This window comes from Flavobacteriales bacterium, from assembly GCA_016716605.1.
Taxonomy (GTDB): Bacteria; Bacteroidota; Bacteroidia; order Flavobacteriales_F; family PHOS-HE28; genus PHOS-HE28.
Window position 1 is genome coordinate 2,215,001 of sequence record JADJWA010000001.1, and the last position, 13,458, is coordinate 2,228,458.

The 13,458-nt window shown below is 60.3% G+C and carries 10 protein-coding genes, 2 tRNA genes and 2 rRNA genes (1 of these 14 running past the window's edge); 4 read left to right on the top strand and 10 right to left on the bottom strand.

The window, feature by feature from the left end; translation table 11 throughout:
• The 7 genes from IPM12_08825 to IPM12_08855 form a co-directional block, all read right to left on the bottom strand.
• Positions 1 to 588 (bottom strand): 23S ribosomal RNA (locus IPM12_08825); it reaches 2,293 nt to the left of the window's first position.
• 114 nt (positions 589 to 702) lie between these two features.
• Positions 703 to 779: transfer RNA gene (locus IPM12_08830), tRNA-Ala, on the bottom strand.
• 13 nt (positions 780 to 792) lie between these two features.
• Positions 793 to 869, bottom strand: a tRNA-Ile gene (locus IPM12_08835).
• Between the two features lie 108 nt (positions 870 to 977).
• Positions 978 to 2,500: ribosomal RNA gene (locus tag IPM12_08840) — 16S ribosomal RNA — on the bottom strand.
• Together the 16S and 23S rRNA genes with 2 tRNA genes alongside form the textbook arrangement of a ribosomal RNA operon.
• 356 nt (positions 2,501 to 2,856) lie before the next feature.
• A complete protein-coding gene (locus tag IPM12_08845; GenBank protein ID MBK9147906.1) occupies positions 2,857 to 3,561 on the bottom strand; it encodes an SDR family oxidoreductase in 705 nt (234 codons plus the stop codon).
• Between the two features lie 1,106 nt (positions 3,562 to 4,667).
• Positions 4,668 to 5,465 carry a monofunctional biosynthetic peptidoglycan transglycosylase gene (mtgA, locus tag IPM12_08850; GenBank protein MBK9147907.1) on the bottom strand — a complete coding sequence of 266 codons (798 nt, stop codon included), beginning with the start codon at positions 5,463 to 5,465 and terminating at the stop codon, positions 4,668 to 4,670.
• Between the two features lie 76 nt (positions 5,466 to 5,541).
• A complete protein-coding gene (locus IPM12_08855) occupies positions 5,542 to 5,901 on the bottom strand; it encodes a hypothetical protein (protein MBK9147908.1) in 360 nt (119 codons plus the stop codon).
• Between the two features lie 183 nt (positions 5,902 to 6,084).
• On the opposite strand from IPM12_08855, the gene IPM12_08860 reads away from it, so the two are divergent.
• Together IPM12_08860 and IPM12_08865 are read left to right on the top strand one after the other, a co-directional pair.
• Positions 6,085 to 6,648, top strand: coding sequence for a sigma-70 family RNA polymerase sigma factor (locus IPM12_08860; GenBank protein MBK9147909.1), 564 nt, complete (start codon positions 6,085 to 6,087; stop codon positions 6,646 to 6,648).
• Positions 6,641 to 7,030, top strand: a complete 390-nt coding sequence (locus IPM12_08865; GenBank protein MBK9147910.1) for a hypothetical protein — start codon at positions 6,641 to 6,643, stop codon at positions 7,028 to 7,030. Before IPM12_08860 ends, IPM12_08865 begins: the two co-directional genes overlap by 8 nt.
• On the opposite strand, the gene tpx is transcribed toward IPM12_08865, so the two are convergent.
• The 3 genes from tpx to IPM12_08880 all read right to left on the bottom strand — a co-directional run bounded on the left by tpx (position 7,027) and on the right by IPM12_08880 (position 10,053).
• Entirely contained in the window at positions 7,027 to 7,509 is a 483-nt protein-coding gene (tpx, locus tag IPM12_08870) for a thiol peroxidase (GenBank protein MBK9147911.1), read from the bottom strand. The two genes, IPM12_08865 and tpx, sit on opposite strands and share 4 nt — an antisense overlap.
• An 84-nt stretch (positions 7,510 to 7,593) precedes the next feature.
• Positions 7,594 to 9,849 carry a phosphoribosylformylglycinamidine synthase subunit PurL gene (purL, locus tag IPM12_08875; protein MBK9147912.1) on the bottom strand — a complete coding sequence of 752 codons (2,256 nt, stop codon included), beginning with the start codon at positions 9,847 to 9,849 and terminating at the stop codon, positions 7,594 to 7,596.
• Between the two features lie 24 nt (positions 9,850 to 9,873).
• A complete protein-coding gene (locus IPM12_08880) occupies positions 9,874 to 10,053 on the bottom strand; it encodes a Lacal_2735 family protein (GenBank protein ID MBK9147913.1) in 180 nt (59 codons plus the stop codon).
• 100 nt (positions 10,054 to 10,153) lie between these two features.
• Between IPM12_08880 and IPM12_08885 the strand changes: the two genes are divergently transcribed.
• Together IPM12_08885 and IPM12_08890 are read left to right on the top strand one after the other, a co-directional pair.
• Complete coding sequence (locus IPM12_08885; protein ID MBK9147914.1) at positions 10,154 to 12,679, top strand: carboxypeptidase regulatory-like domain-containing protein; 2,526 nt, start codon at positions 10,154 to 10,156, stop codon at positions 12,677 to 12,679.
• A gap of 13 nt (positions 12,680 to 12,692) precedes the next feature.
• Positions 12,693 to 13,403 (top strand): phosphodiester glycosidase family protein, encoded by a 711-nt coding sequence (locus IPM12_08890; GenBank protein ID MBK9147915.1) that lies wholly within the window; start codon positions 12,693 to 12,695, stop codon positions 13,401 to 13,403.
• Positions 13,404 to 13,458 lie beyond the last annotated feature (55 nt).

The following is a 13,458-nucleotide window of genomic DNA, read 5'->3' on the forward strand; positions in this document are numbered from 1 at the left end:
CACGCCGTCATCCCCGAAGGGACTCCGACCGCTTGTAGGCGTACGGTTTCAGGGACTATTTCACTCCGCTGTTCGCGGTGCTTTTCACCTTTCCTTCGCAGTACTGGTTCGCTATCGGTCTCTCAGTAGTATTTAGCCTTGCCAGATGGTTCTGGCGGATTCAGACAGGATCTCACGTGTCCCGCCTTACTCAGGATACCACTAGGTACAGCATGCATTTCGTGTACGGGACTATCACCCTCTATGGTCCCACTTTCCAAAGGGTTCCACTACACATGCTGAGTCCACATCGTGGTCCTACAACCCCGGCCGCGCCGAAACGCTTCCGGTTTGGGCTGTCCCCTTTTCGCTCGCCACTACTGGGGGGATCACTACTTGTTTTCTTTTCCTCCAGGTACTTAGATGTTTCAGTTCCCTGGGTTGGCACCCTTCGCAGGGTATCCCGGCTTCACCGGGATGGGTTGCCCCATTCGGAAATCCACGGATCACAGGGTATTATGCCCCTCCCCGTGGCTTATCGCAGCCTATCGCGTCCTTCATCGCCTCTGAGAGCCAAGGCATCCGCCGTACGCCCTTAGTAACTTCTCGATCGTACTAGATCAAATTGCTCGGTGGACCGATTTCTCGGTCTGTTTTGGTCTGTCCAACAACATGTCAAAGAACGGTGCCCTTGGGAGGGCCGCCCCGGTGGAAGCCGGAGCCTGGTGGAGAATATCGGAGTCGAACCGATGACCTCCTGCTTGCAAAGCAGGCGCTCTAGCCAGCTGAGCTAATTCCCCGTTCCCTGTCCCATGGTAGTCCTGCGCAGATTTGAACTGCGGACCTCTACATTATCAGTGTAGCGCTCTAACCAACTGAGCTACAGGACTAGAGAGAAGGTAACGGTGTACCGTTCAAAAAAATCGTCTATCTGAGAGACAGCAGGCATCGAAGAACATGCTTGCGCACGCTCAGCAGAGACCTGTCACTTACTCTAAAAAGGAGATGTTCCAGCCGCACCTTCCGGTACGGCTACCTTGTTACGACTTAGCCCCAGTCACCGGTTTTGCCCTAGGCAGCTCCTTGCGGTCACCGACTTCAGGCACCCCCGGCTTCCATGGCTTGACGGGCGGTGTGTACAAGGCCCGGGAACGTATTCACCGCATCATGGCTGATATGCGATTACTAGCGATTCCAGCTTCACGGAGTCGGGTTGCAGACTCCGATCCGAACTGAGACGAGTTTTGAGGATCCGCATCCGGTCGCCCGGTAGCTTCCCTCTGTACTCGCCATTGTAGCACGTGTGTAGCCCAGGACGTAAGGGCCGTGATGACTTGACGTCGTCCCCACCTTCCTCACCGCTTACGCGGGCAGTTTCTCTAGAGTCCCCGGCATTATCCGCTGGCAACTAAAGATAGGGGTTGCGCTCGTTATGGGACTTAACCCGACACCTCACGGCACGAGCTGACGACAGCCATGCAGCACCTCGCACGCCGTCCGAAGAAGAGGATGTTTCCACCCCTGTCGTCGTGCGTTCGAGCCCTGGTAAGGTTCCTCGCGTATCATCGAATTAAACCACATGCTCCACCGCTTGTGCGGGCCCCCGTCAATTCCTTTGAGTTTCAATCTTGCGATCGTACTCCCCAGGTGGATCACTTAACGCTTTCGCTAGGAGACTGACCGTGTATCGCCAATCTCGAGTGATCATCGTTTACGGCGTGGACTACCAGGGTATCTAATCCTGTTCGATCCCCACGCTTTCGTGCCTCAGCGTCAGTATCGCCTTAGTGAGCTGCCTTCGCAATTGGTGTTCTGTGCCATATCTAAGCATTTCACCGCTACACGGCACATTCCGCCCACTTCAAGCGCACTCAAGAACGCCAGTATCAATGGCAAGTCTACAGTTGAGCTGCAGGATTTCACCACTGACTTAGCGCTCCGCCTACGCACCCTTTAAACCCAATGAATCCGGATAACGCTTGCACCCTTCGTATTACCGCGGCTGCTGGCACGAAGTTAGCCGGTGCTTATTCCTCCGGTACCGTCAACCCAGGACACGTAGAGGGGTTTCTTCCCGGATAAAAGCAGTTTACAACGCGTAGCGCCTTCTTCCTGCACGCGGCATGGCTGCGTCAGAGTTGCCTCCATTGCGCAATATTCCTCACTGCTGCCTCCCGTAGGAGTCTGGTCCGTGTCTCAGTACCAGTGTGGGGGATAACCCTCTCAGGCCCCCTACCGATCGTAGCCTTGGTGAGCCGTTACCTCACCAACTAGCTAATCGGGCGCATGGTCATCCTTTACCGCCGGAGCTTTCAAAGCAAGGTGATGCCACCTCGCTTGTTATGGGGCATTAATCCGGATTTCTCCGGGCTATTCCCCAGTAAAGGGCAGATTCCATACGTGTTACGCACCCGTGCGCCGGTCGCCGGCGATGTATTGCTACACCCCGCTGCCCCTCGACTTGCATGTGTTAAGCCTGCCGCTAGCGTTCATCCTGAGCCAGGATCAAACTCTCCATTGTAAATGTGTGTTTGATCTGGTTCGTTGACGAGGTCTCTCATGTGGTCCGCTTTGCAGCGGACACAAGGACACCTGCTGTTCTCAGAATAGACAATCTGTCAAAGAACTCTATGGTCCTGGGCCTCAGCCCATTGCCAGTCAATCCAATCCGCCGATTCCTCGGCTCCTTCGCGACGTTCCGCGAGAGGGGCTGCAAATGTAAACGGAGCCGTTCAACCTGCAAGCGATGTGGAAAATTTCTTTCCTCGCCTCACCTCAATCCATCTGCTCGAAAAGAACGCCCCCCGAAAGCGGCCGCAAATGTAGGGGGATACTTCTCACGTGCAACATCCATGTGAAAATATTCTTGCGAGGACCTCAAGGGGTGCTCACGGCCACGGGCAGCACCTTGCCGTTGTACAGCTTGTGGCCCTGCAAGGTGAATTCGGCTACGTACCTGCCCATTTCCGCGGCCGACGTGCTTGCGCGATGGTCCGGGAACGCGGCCCGGAGCATGGCGGTGTCCACGGAACCAAGCGCCAAGCAGTTGCTGCGTATGCCGAGTGGCGCGAATTCAACGGCGGCGCATTGCGCGAAGCAGGCCAAGGCAGCCTTGCTGGAGCTGTAGGCGGCCAGTCCCGGGAATTTCACGCTGTCCTGAAAGCCTCCCATGCTTCCGATGCAGACCACATGAGCCGGGGGATCGCCAGCGAGGTTTCCTTTCAGCGCTTGGGTAAGCAGCAGGGGCAGCGACACATTCAGCGCCAGCAGGTCCATGAGGGAGCCACGGTCGTATCCCCCTTTCCCGGCTTGGATCAGCGTAGCCGCGTTGTGCACAAGACCGATGAGTCGCTTGTCACCCATACTGGCCGCAATCCGTTCGGCCGCATCCTCGGAGAGCAGGTCCAGTTCAAGTACATGAAGGCGCCCTGGATGGGCTTGGAGCTCCTGTTCCAATCGGCGCTTGCCGTGGCGTGCAACGGCTACAACATCGAACGAAGCGAGCGCCAACAATGCCCGGACCGTTTCCAGCCCGATCCCCGATCCGGCACCGGTGACCATGATGCTTGCGTGCTTCTCCATCTGGGTGGCGGTAGTTTTGGCCGACCGCCAAAGGAAGCGCAATGCTGCTGGAATCGATTCAAACCGCTTGGATAGGCGGGTCGTTGCAGGATTGGACCCGCGCGGCGGCGTTCGCCGGCGGCGGCTGGATCCTTTGACAGCTCATTTACCGATCGGCTGGAGCCTTCCCGAAGCCCTTGGCCAAGCGGACCAGCACGCCGCTTGATGACCTGCTCGTGGAGCAGTTACGGGCACCAGTTGTTGCATTCATCACGGTGCAGGGCTTCATCGCAGGATTCCAGCAGTTGGTGATCGGTCCAAAGTCAATGCTCTGGGGTGCGCGCGTTTCACACGTTACGGTTGCCATGGCAGCGACTTGGGTCATCGTGCGCATCATGCTCTCGGTGCTTGATGTGTTGATGACAGGGCGGTACGAAGGACAGGATCGGTCCTCTCGGCTCCTGCCTGGCATAAGGGCAGTGGTGCGCGTGCTGATCTGGGGCCTGGGTTCCGTTGTGGCCTTGAACAATGCGGGCTATGATGTGGCGGCCCTGCTCGCTGGCATCGGGATCGGCGGATTGTCCATGGCCCTTGCTGCGCAAGAGACCGTTGCCAACGTGTTCGGCGGCATCACGAACTATGCGGACATGCCCATCAAGTTGGGCGATTGTGTGCGCGTGGATGGGCGCGATGGCCTCGTGCAGGAGATCGGGATTTGGAGCACGCACATACAGGCGCTCGTTGGGCCAATCGTGGTGATCCCCAACAAGAAGTTCACCGAGAGCACGATTGAGAATGTCTCGGATGAATCCTCGCGACGTGCTCTGGTTGAACTGGGCCTGATCTACGAAACAGCGCCTGCCATGATGGAGCGCGCCATGGAAGTGCTGAAGGAGATCGTGATGGCGCATCAGGACATCCTCGAGGAAAGGCGCTTCATCTCCTTCAATGCCTTCAAGGAATACGCGCTGAACATCCTCTTCATCTATTTCATCCCGGAGGACGCCCACATCTTTGAGGCGCATTCGCGGGTGAACCTGGCGATCCTCCGGCGCTTCACAGAGGAAGGGCTTCCGTTCGCCTACACGACGGCGGTGGAATTGCAGGACCAATTCAAGCCTTGCCCCTCACTTCCTTCGCTTTGCCTTGCGTGCGGTCTCCCGCGCTTCTTCAGCTTCAAGTTTCGCTTTGCGTCGCGCGAGCACTTTTGGGTCGAGCACGTCGCCCACGTTCCTCATCTGGCGGAGCACCCATTGCTGCCGGCTGGTCAGGTGGCTGGATGGCGCTTTGCAGTTGAATCGCCTCGGGGCCGGGAGGGTAGTGGTTATCAGCGCGGCTTGCGCGGAGGTGAGCTTCTTTGAGGTGGTGCGGAAGCAATTCTGCGCAGCTGCCTCTGCGCCGAATACGCCCTGGCCCATCTCGGCCACGTTGAGGTACACCTCGAGGATGCGCTCCTTGGTCCATAATGCTTCGATTAGCACCGTGAACCAAGCCTCCAGGACCTTGCGCAATTTGCTGCGGCCCGGCCAGAGGAACACATTCTTGGCCGTTTGCTGGCTGATGGTGCTGGCGCCTTTCACTTTTCTCCCGGGTTCCTTCTCCCAAAGCCGCAGTGCGAATTCCCGCCAGGAGAACCCCGGCTCCTTCATGCCGAGCGAGCGTTTGATCTGCTCCGTGGAGAAGCCGCTGTGCGTCATGAAACGCTGGTCCTCGCTGCTGATCACGGCCAATGGCATCGCGCGTGCCATCTCCTCGAGCGAACGATTGGCCCGATGGAAGGTATCCAGCTCGATGCTCTGTTCAATCATCACATAGGTGACCGGCGGATCGAGCAGGCCCAAGAGCGCGACCCATGACACGGTGATCATCAGGGACCAGAACCCGAGGGCACCGGATACCCGGACGGCAGATCGAAGCTTCTTCACCTTGGCGCTGAAATGGCCGCCAAAGTAGAAGGGCCGGCCCGTCTGGACCAGCCCCCCTCCGTTACCGCAGGCTTGCTTACCCCTCGTGCTTGCGGCCGTAGAACTGGTAGTAGGCTATGAGGGCCGCCCCTCCGCAAACGGCAATGCCGATGAAGAACGGCAGCGGATTGTCGCTCTCAGGGCCAAGCATGGTGTGCTGGATGATCCACCCCGCCAGAAGCCCCAAACCGATGCCCACCATGAGCAGCCCATTGCGCATGGCCCGTCGGCCGTCGGGTGCGGGTTTGGCGATGAGCGGGTCCATGCCCTTGTCGATCATGCTCATGCGCTCGCGGTGGCGCGTGGTGTAGTGGATGTAAAGGATGCCGAAGGCGGTTCCGAACGGGATGATGAGTCCGAAGAAGGGAACCAGGATCTCAGATGCAGGGCTGTCCATGATTGTTCGTGTTGTTGCTCATCGGACGCGGCACGAAGAGGACAGGTTACACGCAACCCGCGTGCGCTGCATCCACCAGCGGTCCCTTGCGGGCCTCCGTTCATCCTTCTGCGCTTGTGGGAACCGGGTATCGCTCGTGCTTTTGTAACCGTGCCGGGCCCACGGCTCGTCACATCACCGCCCGTGGATCACGCCCCCCTCATCGCACGCATCCTGGAAGGCGACAGCCGTGCCTATGCGGAGCTGGTGCGCCATTACCAGCATATGGTGTACACCGTGTGCCACCGTGTGCTGCGCAATGCTGAAGATGCCGAAGAGGCAACGCAGGACAGTTTCGTGAAGGCGTATCAGCATCTCCGCGGCTTCTCTGGGGCATCGAAGTTCAGCACATGGCTCTTCAGCATCGCTCACAGGACGGCGATCAGCCACGGCAGGCGCCGCAGGACCGACGGCGAGACCGTGGACGAGCTCACCCAGCACCCTGCGGCTGAAGGCAATCCCGGTTCAAGCCAAGGTGAATTGCGGCGCCAACTGGACCTCGCGTTGAATCTCCTGCCCGCTGATGATGCCTCGATCCTGAGCTACTTCTATCTGGAGGACCTGAGCGTGGAGGAGATCGTAACCGTGACGGGATTTGGGGCGTCGAATGTGAAAGTGAAGCTCCATCGCGCCCGCAAGAAATTGGCGGAGGTTATGGAGCGACAGCTTGGACCTGAAGCGCGCGCGCTACTTTTGAACGATGCCTGAGATGAACGACAACGATTTGCGGAGGCTGTTCCAAGCAGCCGGGTACGCAAAGCCCGAGCGCGACCTCACGGATCGGATTATGGCGCGCGTAGCTGTTACGCGCATCGCGGAGCCGGTCGTCGTTCCGCCCCTCATCAGCAAGCGCGCATGGGTCACCATCACGATCGCCGCCGGTCTGTTCGTCCTGTGCGCCGTGAGCTTATCAGGTCTCGGTGGAACGAGCAATTCGCTGCCGTGGATGGATCGCTTGCTGGACAGCGTAGCCCGCTTTAAGATGCCGGACGGCGCGTGGCCGCAATGGACGATCGGCCTTTCCGTGCTTGCCTTATTCTTCGCACTGCTGGGGAATTACACCGAGCGGCGCATGAGCAGGTCCGCCTAGAGCAGTGCCTTCGCAGCGTTCAACGCAGCTTCATAGTCCGGTTCAGCGCCCAGCTCTGGGGCCACTTCGCAGTATCGCACCACGCCTTCCTTGTCAATGACGAAGGTGACGCGCCCGAGCAAGCCCCCCATGCCGCCTTCGGCGATGCGCGTGCCCCAGGCATCGGCGTCGCGGTACCGGAAGTCGCTGCCCGCTTCCACGTTCTCGATTCCTTCGGCGGCGCAGAAGCGCTTCATCGCGTAATGCAAGTCGGCGGTAATCGCAAGGACGCGCGCACCCAGGCCGGCAGCCAGCTTGTTGAAGGTGCGCGTCTCCAAAGCACAAGTGGTGGTATCCACGCTGGGGAACATCAAGAGCACAACCACATGGCCCTTGTGATCCGCAAGCGAGCCTTCGGTCTTATCGACCTTGACATACCGGAGCTGCGGGGCATGGGTGCCGATAGCGGGGAGTGAGCCTGAGAAAGAGGGTTGAGGCATGGTGTGAACCTGTGAATCTCGGACAGTGATTTCTGGGACTGCTTCGCTCCGCTCGCAGTGACCGTGGACAACAACGAAGCCCGATCAAGGTTCACGCATGATGCGCGGAATGGCCTCTTCGTAGGCCTTCTTCGCGTCAGCGATGGTGCCGAAGGGCGCATCGTCCACCACGAGCTTGCCCTGCGTCACATGGCCGAGCAGGATGTTGGGCACGCGGCTCTGGAGCATGAGGTCGAGGAATTCGTCCTCGTTGTCCTGATCCACGGCCACGATGGCACGGCCCTGCGCTTCGCCGAAGAGGAAGCTGTCCTCGCGCACTTCGCTGTCGGTGACCACATCGAAGCCGAAGTTGCGCGGCATGGCCATCTCCACCAAGGCGGTCCAGATGCCGCCATCGCTCACATCGTGCGCGGCGTTGATGAGGCCCTTGCGGATGAGCATGAGCAGCATGGTGTGCAGGCGCTTCTCCTCCTCGATGTCGAAGTAGGGCGCCGGTGAGCGCTCGATTCCATGGATGCGCGTGAGGTACTCGCTGCTCGCGATATCGTCCACCACTTTGCCGAGCAGGAAGATCAAGTCGCCCTTCTGCTTGAAGTCGAGCGTCATGCGCTTGCTCACATCGGGCACGATGCCCACCATGCCGATCGTGGGCGTGGGGAACACCGGGATGTTCTTCTTCTCCGTGACCGTGTGGTTGTAGAAGCTCACGTTGCCGCCGGTCACCGGTGCCTCGAAGGCGCGGCAAGCATCGCCCATGCCTTTGATGGCCTGAGCGAACTGCCAATACACCTCGGGGTCGTACGGGTTGCCGAAATTCAAGCAGTTGGTTACGCCGCAGGGCTCGCCGCCCGTGCAGGCGATGTTGCGCGCCGCCTCGCTCACGGCGATCATGGCGCCTTTGTGCGGATCGGCATGCACGTAGCGGCCGTTGCAATCCACAGTGACCGCCAGGCCTTTGCCGGTCTCCTTCACCAGCACGAGGCCGGCATCGCTCGGCGCATTGGTGCTCATGTTATTCGTGCGCACCATCGTGTCGTATTGCTCGCTGATCCAGCGCTTGCTCGCGATGTTTGGGCTGGCCAGCAGCTCGTAGGCCACGGCCTTAAGGTCCATCGGCTCATCCGCATCGTCGAGTTTGAACTTCTTGTTCTCGGCGATGTAAGCCGGCTCCTTCTGCTCACGCTCATACACCGGTGCTCCGCCGCCGAGCACGAGGCTCTCCGCAGGCACTTCGGCAATGAGCTCTCCGTGCATGAAGTAGCGCAAAGTGTTGCCTTCGGTCACGGTGCCGATCTCCACGCAATTCAGGTCCCACTTGTCGAAGATCGCCTTCACCTCCTTCTCTCTTCCCTTCTTCACCACAACAAGCATGCGCTCCTGGCTCTCGCTGAGGAGGATCTCCCATGCGTGCATGCCTTGTTGGCGCGTCGGCACCTTGTCCAGGTTGATGTCCATGCCGCTCTCGCCCTTCGCGCTCATCTCGCTGGTGCTGCACGTGATGCCTGCCGCGCCCATGTCCTGCATGCCGATGATCGCATCGGTCTGCGCGAGCTCGAGCGAGGCTTCGAGCAACAGCTTCTCCATGAAGGGGTCGCCCACCTGTACGGCCGGCAGGTCATCCATGCTGGTGTCGGTGATGTCCTTGCTGGCGAAGCTGGCGCCGTGGATCCCATCCTTGCCGGTGCTGCTGCCCACGATGAAGACCGGATTGCCCTTGCCGTGGCTGGTGGCGCTGATCACCTTATCGGTGCGAACGATGCCCACGCTCATGGCATTCACCAACGGATTGGTGGTGTAGCATGGATCGAAGTACACCTCGCCGCCGAGCACCGGCACGCCGAACGCATTGCCGTAGTCGCCGATGCCCTTCACCACGCCGCGCATGTGCCAGCGGCTGCTCTTCTCCTTGCTGATATCACCGAAGCGCAAGCTGTTGAGCTGCGCGATGGGACGCGCGCCCATGGTGAAGATGTCCCTGTTGATCCCGCCCACGCCTGTTGCGGCGCCTTGGTAGGGCTCAATGGCGCTCGGGTGGTTGTGGCTCTCGATCTTGAAGGCGCAGGCCCAGCCGTCGCCGATGTCCACGAGGCCGGCGTTCTCCTGCCCGGCCTCGGCCAGCAGTTTCGGGCCGCTGCGCGGAAGGGTCTTCAGCTGCTTGATGGAGTTCTTGTACGAGCAATGCTCGCTCCACATGGCGCTGTAGATGCTCAGCTCCGTGAAGTTGGGCACACGGCCCAGGATCGCCATGATCTTGTCGAACTCCTCGGGCAGGAGGCCGAGCTTCTTCGCAGTATCGACGCCAGCGGGGGCGGTGTCGGGGTTGGCAGTGGTCGTGGACATGGGGCGGCGAAGGTAGCCGCCGCTTCAGGCTCCCGCCTCCATCGCCAAACGCTCTATCTGCTCAATTATCGACTCGGCCTCGGCGCGCTTCTGGTCGCTGGCCGCGCGGTTGATGGTGCTGAGCCGATGCGCTTCGGCCAGTAATCGTCGGTACTCGGTTTCGAGTTTCTCGCGCGGTGTCTTCTGCTTGAACAGGTTCAGCATGCTGCTGGAACAACGGTGAGCCGCATTGGTTCGCCCCCGCATACCACACCCGGCGCATCCCCGTTACTTTGCCGCCCTGCCAACGGCAGGCAATCCATCGATGCGCGTATTCCTCTCGTTATTCCTGCTGATCTCGGTTCAATGGCTATTCGCGCAAGCAACGGCCACGTTGCGCGGCACCGTGAGCGACGCGAACGGGGTGACGCTTCCGCTGGCGAACGTGAGCGTGATCGGTACCAGCCTCGGGACCTCGTGCAACGAACTCGGAGATTATCGTCTTGATCTGCCCGCTGGTCGCGCGCTGAAGGTGCAGTTCAGCTACTCCGGCGCGCAGTCCTACACGGAAGAGGTGATCCTGGAGCCCGGCGAAGTGCGCGTGCTGAATGCCAAACTGCGCTTCATCACGTTGAAGCCGATTGATGTGGAGGCCGTGCGCATCATCCGCGAGACAGGCGTTGATCGCATCGACCCGAAGCTGGCGCGCTTCAACCCTTCGCCCTTGGGCGGCGTGGAGGCCTTGCTGGGCGGACAACTCGGCGTGGTGATGCGCAATGAGCTGAGCAGCGGCTACAGCGTGCGCGGCGGCAACTTCGATGAGAACCTGGTGTATGTGAACGACATCGAGGTGTACCGCCCTTTCCTGGTGCGCGCCGGGCAGCAGGAGGGCCTCAGCTTCCCGAATCCCGACATGATCGAGCGCATCACCTTCAGCGCGGGCGGCTTCGAGGCGCGCTACGGTGACAAGATGAGCAGCGTGCTCGACATCAAGTACCGCCGTCCGCGTGCCTTTGGCGGCAGTGCCATGGCCAGCTTGCTCGGTGGCGCAGTGCACGTGGAGGATGCCATGCTGAAGATGCGCCTGCGCCATGTCACCGGCATCCGGTATCGCACCAACCAGCTGTTGCTCGGCGGCGGCGATGTGAAGGGCGATTACCGTCCGGTGTACACCGATGCGCAGACCTACTGGACCTACGACCTCACGCCCAATGTGGAGCTCGGCTTCCTCGGCCTATACTCGCGCAACCAGTACAATGTGGTGCCCGACGACCGGGAGACGGAGTTCGGCCCCTTCAATCAGGCCTTGCGCTTCACCGTGTATTTCGATGGGCAGGAGCGCACGCAGTTCGAGACCTACTTCGGTGCGCTCAACCTGAATGTGCAGGCGAACAAGGACCTCTTGCTGAAGTTCATCACCAGCGCCTATTCCACCTCAGAGAGCGAGCGCTTCACCATTCAAGGCCAGTACCGCTTGGGTGAATTGGAGCGCGACCTCGGCAGCGAGCAGTTCGGTGAAGTGGTGCGCGACCTCGGCATCGGCACCTACCTCGATCATGCGCGCAACCAGCTCGATGCCTCAGTCTATACGATAGCGCACAAAGGCTACCTGCAACGTCCGAAGAGCTACCTGCAATGGGGCCTCGACTCGCGCGTGGAGACCATCAGCGACCGGCTTAACGAATGGTACCTGCTTGATAGCGCCGACTTCAGCGTGCCGCTGAACACGGGCGAGGACCTCTACCTTCAGAACACCTTGCGCGCCGACCTCGACGTGCAGAGCGTGCGCAGCAGCGCCTATCTGCAGAGCACCTGGCGCTGGGAGAGCAAGGACAGCACCGACCGCTGGTTGAGCCTGGTGGCCGGAGCGCGGGCGCAGCATTGGAGCTTCAACGGGCAAGTGGTGGCCAGTCCGCGCGTGCGGCTGGTCTGGCATCCCGGCTGGAAGAAGGTGATCCGCCCCGACTCGATCGTGGACCGCGACTACAGCTTCTGGTTGGCCGGCGGCCTCTACTACCAGCCGCCCTTCTACCGCGAGATGCGCATGCTCGATGGCACGCTGAATCCCGACATCCGCGCGCAGCGCAGCATCCACGCATTGCTGGGCATGGATCGCTGGTTCGAGATCTGGGAGCGCCCCTTCCGCTTCACCGCCGAAGCCTACTACAAGGCGATGGACGACCTCATCCCCTACGAGGTGGACAACATCCGCATCCGCTACTACGGCACCAACAACGCCAAGGGCTACGCCACCGGATTGGATGTGAAGCTCGCTGGACAGTTCATCGACGGGATCGACAGTTGGATGAGCATCGGCGTGCTCAGCGCGAGCGAGGACCTGAAGGACGACTTCTTCTATTGGCGCTTCAACGCCGCGGGCGACACCATCTTCCCCGGCTACACGCGCGACAACGTGGCGGTGGACAGCTCGCGCGTGGAGCCCGGCTTCATCCCGCGCCCCACCGATCAGCGGGTGAACGTGGCCTTCTTCTTCCAGGATGAATTCCCGCGCTGGCCCACGGCCAAAGTGCACGTGAACCTCGCCTTCGGCACGGGCCTGCCCTTCGGTCCGCCGAACAACAACCGCTACGCCGATACGCTGCGCACGAGCCTTTACCGACGCGTTGATATCGGCTTCAGCAAGCAATTCCTTGGTGCCGAAGGGCAGAACCGCAGCGGCTGGCGCAGGCATATCAAGGACCTCTGGCTCACCGCCGAGGTCTTCAACCTGCTCAACATCGATAACGTGGCCAACCATACCTGGATCACCGATGTCACCGGCCGGCAGTACTCCATCCCCGATTTCCTCACGCCGCGGCGCTACAACCTGAAGCTGATCGCTTGGTTCTGATTCCTTGACCATCATGCACGTTCACTCGATCATCGCCCTGTGCCTGTGCGTCCTGTTCCGATTGCCCGCGTTGGCTCAGGACACGCGTTTCGCGTTCACCGTGGTGGATCCAGCGAAGGCCGAGATCAACATGCACTTGAAGGACGGCCGCGATAGCCTCTACCGCAAATTGGCACCGCTCGTGAAGGAATTGGAAGGCGAGGGTCGCGAAGTGCTCGTTGCGATGAACGCCGGCATGTTCCTGGGCGATCGCTCGCCCATGGGATTGTATGTGGAGGGCGGTAAGAAGCTGAAGCCGCTGAACCGGCGCACGGAGACTACCGGGAATTTCTACATGCAGCCGAACGGGGTATTTGCTGTGCGGCCTGACCATACGGCTTTCATCAGCACCACGGAGAAGTTCCCGGTGCTGGCCGAGGTGCGTTGCGCCACGCAATCGGGGCCCATGCTCGTGATCGATGGCGCGATGAACAAGCAATTCACCAAGGGGTCCACCAACGTGCATCTGCGCAATGGCGTGGGTATCCGCAAGGACGGCCATCTGGTCTTCGCGATCTCGAAGGAAGCGGTGAACTTCCATGACTTCGCGGCCTTCTTCCTGGCACAGGGCTGCGTGGACGCGCTCTACCTCGATGGCTTCGTGAGCAAGGCCTACATGCCCGCGCAAGCCCTACGGCAATTGGATGGGCAGCTGGGTCCGCTGATCTCGGTGACCAAACGATAGCGCTCTGCAAGCACTCGGTCAGTGGGAACGCTGCCCCGGCGTGATTCCGAGACAC

Excerpts from the sequence above, each read along its gene's own strand:
- IPM12_08845 (MBK9147906.1), bottom strand. The coding sequence starts at position 3,561 with ATGGAGAAGCACGCAAGCATCATGGTCACCGGTGCCGGATCGGGGATC.
- IPM12_08855 (MBK9147908.1), bottom strand. The coding sequence starts at position 5,901 with ATGGACAGCCCTGCATCTGAGATCCTGGTTCCCTTCTTCGGACTCATC.
- IPM12_08865 (MBK9147910.1), top strand. The coding sequence starts at position 6,641 with ATGCCTGAGATGAACGACAACGATTTGCGGAGGCTGTTCCAAGCAGCC.
- tpx (MBK9147911.1), bottom strand. The coding sequence starts at position 7,509 with ATGCCTCAACCCTCTTTCTCAGGCTCACTCCCCGCTATCGGCACCCAT.
- purL (MBK9147912.1), bottom strand. The coding sequence starts at position 9,849 with ATGTCCACGACCACTGCCAACCCCGACACCGCCCCCGCTGGCGTCGAT.
- IPM12_08880 (MBK9147913.1), bottom strand. The coding sequence starts at position 10,053 with ATGCTGAACCTGTTCAAGCAGAAGACACCGCGCGAGAAACTCGAAACC.
- IPM12_08885 (MBK9147914.1), top strand. The coding sequence starts at position 10,154 with ATGCGCGTATTCCTCTCGTTATTCCTGCTGATCTCGGTTCAATGGCTA.
- IPM12_08890 (MBK9147915.1), top strand. The coding sequence starts at position 12,693 with ATGCACGTTCACTCGATCATCGCCCTGTGCCTGTGCGTCCTGTTCCGA.